Annotated in this window: 9 protein-coding genes and 2 tRNA genes; 10 read left to right on the top strand and 1 reads right to left on the bottom strand. The window is 71.6% G+C overall.

Annotated elements, in window-relative coordinates; genetic code table 11:
- The 8 genes from MTQ10_RS25855 to MTQ10_RS25820 all read left to right on the top strand — a co-directional run.
- Positions 1-227 (top strand): hypothetical protein (locus MTQ10_RS25855; RefSeq protein ID WP_247472569.1); only part of this gene is annotated, 227 nt, incomplete at its 5' end.
- Between the two features lie 5 nt (positions 228-232).
- Entirely contained in the window at positions 233-781 is a 549-nt protein-coding gene (locus tag MTQ10_RS25850; RefSeq protein WP_247472568.1) for a GGDEF domain-containing protein, read from the top strand.
- Positions 782-800: 19 nt separating this feature from the next.
- Complete coding sequence (locus MTQ10_RS25845) at positions 801-1034, top strand: hypothetical protein (protein WP_247472567.1); 234 nt, start codon at positions 801-803, stop codon at positions 1032-1034.
- Positions 1035-1124: 90 nt separating this feature from the next.
- Positions 1125-1307: a hypothetical protein gene (locus MTQ10_RS25840; RefSeq protein WP_247472566.1), complete on the top strand. Its 183-nt coding sequence runs from the start codon at positions 1125-1127 to the stop codon at positions 1305-1307.
- 5 nt (positions 1308-1312) lie between these two features.
- Positions 1313-1483, top strand: coding sequence for a hypothetical protein (locus tag MTQ10_RS25835; protein WP_190060802.1), 171 nt, complete (start codon positions 1313-1315; stop codon positions 1481-1483).
- Positions 1484-1544: 61 nt separating this feature from the next.
- Positions 1545-2939, top strand: a complete 1395-nt coding sequence (gene repSA, locus MTQ10_RS25830) for a replication initiator protein RepSA (protein ID WP_247472565.1) — start codon at positions 1545-1547, stop codon at positions 2937-2939.
- A complete protein-coding gene (locus MTQ10_RS25825; protein WP_247472564.1) occupies positions 2932-3144 on the top strand; it encodes an excisionase family DNA-binding protein in 213 nt (70 codons plus the stop codon). The genes repSA and MTQ10_RS25825 overlap by 8 nt, the downstream gene beginning before the upstream one ends.
- Entirely contained in the window at positions 3144-4310 is a 1167-nt protein-coding gene (locus MTQ10_RS25820) for a tyrosine-type recombinase/integrase (protein WP_247472563.1), read from the top strand. The genes MTQ10_RS25825 and MTQ10_RS25820 overlap by 1 nt, the downstream gene beginning before the upstream one ends.
- A gap of 69 nt (positions 4311-4379) precedes the next feature.
- On the opposite strand, the gene MTQ10_RS25815 is transcribed toward MTQ10_RS25820, so the two are convergent.
- Positions 4380-4450, bottom strand: a tRNA-Gly gene (locus MTQ10_RS25815).
- Positions 4451-4629: 179 nt separating this feature from the next.
- Between MTQ10_RS25815 and MTQ10_RS25810 the strand changes: the two genes are divergently transcribed.
- Both MTQ10_RS25810 and tig read left to right on the top strand, forming a co-directional pair.
- Positions 4630-4706: transfer RNA gene (locus MTQ10_RS25810), tRNA-Pro, on the top strand.
- 311 nt (positions 4707-5017) lie between these two features.
- A complete protein-coding gene (tig, locus tag MTQ10_RS25805; protein WP_247472562.1) occupies positions 5018-6397 on the top strand; it encodes a trigger factor in 1380 nt (459 codons plus the stop codon).
- The last annotated feature ends 324 nt before the right edge of the window (positions 6398-6721 follow it).

Raw genomic sequence — 6721 nt, 5'->3', positions numbered from 1 at the left:
CCGCCGCACCGGCGCCCGCGCCCCTCGCCCCGACCGCGCACCGGCCCACCGTGCAGCTCACCCCCGGCAGCGCGCTCGCCCTCGCCGCCGGCGGCGGCGCCGTGGTCCTCGTTGTCGGCGCGGTCCTGGTCTCCATGCTGCTGGCGGTCGCCATCACCGCCGTCTCCGTCGCCGTGGTCGCCGTCGTGCTGCGCCTGCTCGTCAACGACCTGCACAAGGGGCGGTGACCGGCATGGACACCCACCTGATCGCCGCCGGATTACCGGCCCTGGGCTGGGCCGTGCATGGCGGGCTGCTGCTGCGCCGCCTGTCCACCGCCCGCCGCGACCCGCTCACCGGCCTGCACACCCGCGCCGGCTGGACCACCCGCGCCCAGCACCTGCTGGCCAAGCACCCGAGTGCGCTGGTGGTCCTGGTCGACCTGGACGACTTCAAGGCCATCAACGACACCCACGGCCACCCGGCCGGCGACGCCGTGCTGAGCACGACCGCCCGCCGCCTCGCCGACTGGTGCGGGCGCCACGGCATCGCCGCCCGCCTCGGCGGGGACGAGTTCGCCGCCATCGTCACCGACCCCGCCCACACCACCGGCCTGCCCACCCTCCAGGCCGCCCTGGACCGGCCCGTCCCGCATGACGGCCGCCTCCTGCCGGTCTCCGCCTCGGTCGGCAACTGCCGCCCCGCGCACCTGCCCGCCCCGACCCTCACCGACGCCCTGTCCGCCGCCGACGCGGCCATGTACCGGGCCAAGGGCCACGGCCGGCGCAACACCCACCACTGATCACGAGAGGAAACGATCCATGGGCATCTTCAACCGCAAGCGCGACCCCGAGCCCGCCCGCGACGAGCGCATGGTCGAACTCGGCCGTGACTACGCCATCGCCCGCCGCCACAACGACCGCCGGACCATGAACCGGATCATGCGGCAGATCGGCACCGACAAGGACGTGACCGACCTGAGCGACTTCCGCGCCGGCCAGGAGTCCTACGACTCCATCCCGCCCATCCCGCGCGGCCGCGACCGCCGACGCTGACGGCCCCGGGGCGGCTCTCTCGCCAAAGATCCGCCGCCCCGGCGCCTGCACCCCCATCAGATCCAACGGACCCGAAAGGGAGACCCCATCATGCCCGAAACCACCTCGACGGAGCGCGTCTGCCGCGACTGCGACGGCTTCGCTTCGGTCGCCGTCACCACCGGCACCCGCCACCGCGACGGCACCCGCGCCACCCTCCGCGTCGCCTGCCCCGCCTGCCGGGGCACCGGCCACGCCCCCGCCACCGCCGGCCTCGCCCGCGCCGGGAGGTGACCGTCGTGGCGCTCCTCGACTGGCGCTCGCCCGAGCACTACGACCCCACCGGCGACAAGCCGTGCGTGATCTGCACCAAGCCCACCCCGCTGCGCTCCGACCGCGGCAGGCCCGTCCACAAGGTGTGCGCGGAGCAGTGGATCGACGCCCACCCGAAGGAGGAGGACCAGAAGTGACCGCCACGTCCTCACCTCGCGTCCTCGACCACATCGCCGACACCGCCGCGGACGGTGACGCGTGACCGACACCGCCACCGCGGTGGGCCTGGACCCGACCACCCTCGCCGACCTGCTGCGGGTGGCCGGGTCCCCCGGCTTCGACCGCGTCCAAGAACAGATCCGCCGCACCGGTGGCTGCGCCGACCCGATCCGCCTGCACGGTTCCACCGTTGTCCGCGACGCCGCGACCGGGCACGTCCTGCATGCGTACTCCACCGACACCGAACCGGGCGGCGTCCTGCGGGTGGCCTGCGGCAACCGGCGGGCCTCGCGCTGCCCGGCCTGCGCCTGGACCTACGCCGGCGACACCTACCACCTCATCCGTGCCGGCCTCGTCGGCGACCCCGCCAAGGGCACCCCGGACACGATCCGGGACCATCCGCGGGTGTTCGCCACCCTCACCGCCCCTTCCTTCGGCCCGGTGCACAACCGGCCCGGCACCCGGCCCTGCGCCTGCGGCACCCTCCACGGCGAGGACGCGCCCGAGCTGGGCACCCCGCTCGACCCGGAGTCCTACGACTACGCGGGTGCGGTGCTGTGGAACAACCACGCCTCCGAGCTGTGGCGCTACTTCACGATCTACCTGCGCCGCCAGATCGCCAAGCGCGCCGGCCTGACCCAAAAGGCGGCCCGCGAGCAGTGCCGGGTCTCCTTCGGCAAGGTCGCCGAGTACCAAAAGCGCGGCGCCGTCCACTTCCACGCCGTGATCCGCCTCGACGGACCCGACGGGCCCGACGACCCGCCCCCGGCCTGGGCCACCACCGGCCTGCTCACCGACGCCATCCGCGCCGCCGCGGCCCGCGTCGCCGTCGACGTCGACCCGGCCGGCGACCAACCGGCCCGCACCCTGCGCTGGGGCACGCAGCTCGACGTGCGCCCCATCCGGGCCTTCGGCGACGGCGAGGAGATCACCGAACAGGCCGTCGCCTCCTACGTCGCCAAGTACGCCACCAAGGCCGCCGAGACCACCGGCACCGTGGACCGCCGCATCGGCAACAAGGAGGCCCTGATCCTGCTCGGTGTGCCCGACCACCCGCGCCGGCTGATCGAGGCGTGCCTGGACCTGCACCCGCTCTACCCGGACCGCAAGCTGCGCGACTGGGCGCACATGCTCGGCTTCCGCGGCCACTTCTCCACCAAGTCCCGCCGCTTCTCCACCACCCTCGGCGCCCTGCGCCAGGCCCGCGCCGACTACCGCGCCGCCCAGCAACGCGCCGCCCTCGGCCTGCCCGGCCCCGACGACGAGGAAGCCACCACCCTCACCCTCGCCCACTGGTCCTACGCCGGCCACGGCCACACTCCCGGCGAATCCTGGCTCGCCGCCACCATCCGCCGCGACCTCCGGCAAAGCCGCGAACTCGCCCGCGAAGAACTCGCAGACCTGCGTCAGGAAGGAGCGCACGCTCATGAATGAGAGGTACCTGAGCGTCGATCAGGTTGCCGAGATCCTCGGCACGACCGTCCGCTTCCCGCGTCGCCTGATCGAGGAACGCCGTATTACGTACGTCAAGGTCGGTCGGCACGTCCGCATCCCGGAGAGCGCCGTACGGGAGTTCATCGCGGCCAACACCGTGCAGCCGCGCCGACGTGGCTCCGCCCTTCGCGGGATGGCGGCCTGATGGCGGGGAAGCGCCGGCAGTTCGGCCGGGTCCGCAAGCTCCCGTCCGGTCGCTACCAGGCTCGCTACCTCGGTCCGGATGGCGTGCTCCGGCCTGCCCCGGAGACGTTCCGCACCAAGAAGGAGGCGGACGACTGGTTGGCCGACAAGCAGACTGAGTTGCGGCGGGGGGATTGGCACGACCCGGATGCCGGGAAGGTGCCGTTCGGTGCGTATGCCGCCGCATGGGTCAAGGAACGCGAACTGACGACGCGAACGCGTGAGTTGTACGAGTCGCTGTTGCGGCTGCACCTGGAACCGACCTTCGGTGCCGTCAACGTCGCGGAGATCTCGCCTCCTTTCGTGCGTCGCTGGCGCGCCGACAAGTTGGCCTCCGGGACGGGGCCCACTACGGTGGCCAAGGCGTACGCCCTGCTGCGCGCCATCATGGCCACGGCCGTTTCTGACGAAATGATCAGGCGCAACCCGTGCCAGATCAAGGGTGCGAGTACCGTGCACACCCCGGAGCGGCCGACCGCCACGGTTCAGGAGGTCTACGCCCTCGCCGACGCGATCCAGCCGCGTTACCGGGTGCTCGTCCTCATGGCCGGGTTCCTGGGTCTGCGCTGGGGTGAGCTGATCGGCCTGCACCGTCGGGACCTCGACCTTGACCGCGGCACGGTCCGTGTCCGGCGTGCCGTCGCTGAGTTGACCAGTGGCCGACGGGAGGTCAAGGCGCCCAAGAGTGCGGCGGGCAAGCGTACGGTCTCCATCCCCGCCGCGATCATCCCGGACATTCGTGATCACCTGCTCCGCTACGCCGAACCGGGTGCGGACGGTCGGGTGTTCGTCGGGGCCAAGGGGGCCACCCCGCGCCGGAACCACTTCAACCGGCTGTGGCAGAAGGCGTGCAGGGACGTCGGGATCAAGGGGCTGCACTTCCATGATCTTCGACACACCGGGAACACCCTCGCCGCGTCCACGGGTGCCAGCACCCGCGAACTGATGGCGCGCATGGGGCACAGCACCACCCGTGCCGCGCTGATCTACCAGCACGCCAGTGCCGACCGCGACCGGCTGATCGCCGATGCCGTGAGTGACTTGGTGAGCAGGGCCAGGAAGCAGACGCACACGGCCATGAAGGAAGATCACCAGCCGAAGGGGCACGTGGGGGGCACGCTCGACTGATCGGAGCCCCCGGGTATGACTGGGGCCAGGCAGAGGATTCGTCCTCTGGCCTGGCCCTTAGTCGTGCAGAGCGGGCGACGGGAATCGAACCCGCGTAGCCAGTTTGGAAGACTGGGGCTCTACCATTGAGCTACGCCCGCACACAGTGCGCCGCAGGCCATACCGGCCGCGGCACTGGAGGCATCCTAGCGGGTCGGCACCCGCCGCCGCACACCACATCACGGCCGCAGTGGCCACTCGTGCGGGCGGCCCGTCGTGGCGCCCGCGAAATGCGGCAGCCCCACTGCCTGCGGGCATGTACCCTACGTGTCGCACCAGACGGGGTGTGGCGCAGCTTGGTAGCGCGTCCGCTTTGGGAGCGGAAGGCCGTGGGTTCAAATCCCGCCACCCCGACCACCTGCCCGATCACGGTCGGAGCCACCTGCCCGGTCCCGGTGGGAACCCTCGGCGCGGTTCCGGTGGGAACCAGCCGCCCGGCCCCGGTCGCAATCACCCGCACCTTCCACGGTCGGGGCCCGCCCGTCCCCGGCCGGATCACCGCACGAGCCCCGCGGGTGATCGCCTTTTGGGCGGTTCGGCGGCTGCGGTTACTATGCAAGCTGCGCGCCCGTGTGTCTCACCCTCTGAAGTCCTCCGGGCGGCGAAATCCGCCGGGGCCGGTCTGGCCCTGGCAGAACCCGAGAAGTCAGCCACAAGGAGACCGAACCGTGAAGAGCGCCGTGGAGACCCTGAACCCGACCCGGGTTCGGCTCACTGTCGAGGTGCCCTTCGAGGAGCTCAAGGACAGCCTCGACGCGGCGTACAAGAAGATCAACCAGCAGGTCACGGTGAAGGGCTTCCGCAAGGGCAAGATCCCCGCCCGTGTCATCGACCAGCGGTTCGGTCGCGGCGCCGTGCTGGAGGAGGCCGTCAACGACGCGCTTCCCAAGTTCTACACGGAGGCGGTCAACGAGGCCGAGCTGTCCGTGCTGGGCCAGCCCGAGGTCGACATCACGGAGCTGAAGGACGGCGAGACGCTGAACTTCACCGCCGAGGTCGACGTCCGCCCCGCCCTGGAGCTTCCCGAGGACTTCTCCTCCATCGAGGTCGAGGTCGACGCCGTCGAGGTCACCGACGAGGACGTCGAGAAGTCCGTCGAGCAGCTGCGTGAGCGCTTCGCCTCCACCACGCCGGTCGAGCGCGCCGCCGAGGACGGCGACGTCGTCACCGTCGACCTGGAGGCCAAGGTCGAGGGCAAGGTCCTCGAGGACGGCATCGCCAACGGTGTCTCCTACACCATCGGCTCCGGCGAGCTGCTGGACGGCATCGACGACGCCGTGAAGGGCCTGTCCGCCGGTGAGGAGGCCACCTTCACCTCCGAGCTGAAGGGCGGCTCCGCCGCCGGCAAGGAGGCCGAGGTCACCGTCAAGGTCACCCAGGTCGCCAAGCGTGAGCTCCCCGAGCTGGACGACGAGTTCGCGCAGCTCGCCTCCGAGTTCGACACCCTCGACGAGCTGAAGGCCGACAGCCGCAAGCGCCTCGAGAACATGAAGCAGTACGACCAGGCCACGCAGGCCCAGGAGCGTGTCCTGGAGAAGCTGCTGGAGCTGGTCGAGGTGCCCGTCCCCGAGAAGCTCCTCGAGGACGAGATCAACACCCGCAAGCACAACCTGGAGCACCACCAGCTCGGCCAGATGGGCCTGACCCTCGACAAGTACCTGGAGATCCAGGGCAAGACCGCCGAGGAGTTCGACACCGAGACCCGTGAGGCCGCGGTCAAGGGCATCAAGACCCAGTTCGTCCTGGACGAGCTGGTCAAGCGCGAGAAGCTCAACGTGAACCAGGAAGAGCTGACCGAGCACCTGATGCGCCGTGCCGCGTCCTCCGGCATGTCGCCCGACCAGTTCGCGCAGGCCGTCGTCGAGGGCGGTCAGGTGCCGCTGCTCGTCGGCGAGGTCGCCCGCGGCAAGGCCCTCGCCCTCGTGGTCGAGGCCGCCACGGTGAAGGACACCAACGGCGAGGTCATCGACCTGTCCGACGAGGACGAGGACGCCGAGGCCACCGAGGCGGAGGCCGCCGAGGCCGGCGAGGAGAAGGCCGAGGGCTGAACCGCCCCGCGGCGCCTCTGACGCACGCACGACGGGCCCCCGGGGAAACCCCTTCTCCGGGGGCCCGCCCGCATCTCCGGGCGGGCCGCACACGGTCCGGGGCGAGCGCGAACGCCCGGCGGCCCTTGTGCCTGCGCCTCCGAGGCTCCGTACCAGCGCCTCCGCGGCCGGTCTGCCGCCGGTACCCGGGGGCCGTCACCCCACGGCCCCCCGGCAGTCACCGTGCGCGCACGACCGTGCACGTTCCTTGGCGCACCTGTGGCGGCCCCGATCGCACACCCCAGCCCTGCACCCGCCCTCGCGGCCCGGCAGCCGCCCCCGCAC

The organism is Streptomyces sp. XM83C, assembly GCF_023072675.1.
Taxonomy (GTDB): domain Bacteria; phylum Actinomycetota; class Actinomycetes; order Streptomycetales; family Streptomycetaceae; genus Streptomyces; species Streptomyces thermocoprophilus.
The sequence above is the reverse complement of the archived record's forward strand: the minus strand, read 5'-3'. Positions and strand labels throughout refer to the sequence as shown.

Excerpts from the sequence above, each read along its gene's own strand:
- MTQ10_RS25820 (WP_247472563.1), top strand. The coding sequence starts at position 3,144 with ATGGCGGGGAAGCGCCGGCAGTTCGGCCGGGTCCGCAAGCTCCCGTCC.
- MTQ10_RS25840 (WP_247472566.1), top strand. The coding sequence starts at position 1,125 with ATGCCCGAAACCACCTCGACGGAGCGCGTCTGCCGCGACTGCGACGGC.
- MTQ10_RS25845 (WP_247472567.1), top strand. The coding sequence starts at position 801 with ATGGGCATCTTCAACCGCAAGCGCGACCCCGAGCCCGCCCGCGACGAG.
- MTQ10_RS25850 (WP_247472568.1), top strand. The coding sequence starts at position 233 with ATGGACACCCACCTGATCGCCGCCGGATTACCGGCCCTGGGCTGGGCC.
- MTQ10_RS25825 (WP_247472564.1), top strand. The coding sequence starts at position 2,932 with ATGAATGAGAGGTACCTGAGCGTCGATCAGGTTGCCGAGATCCTCGGC.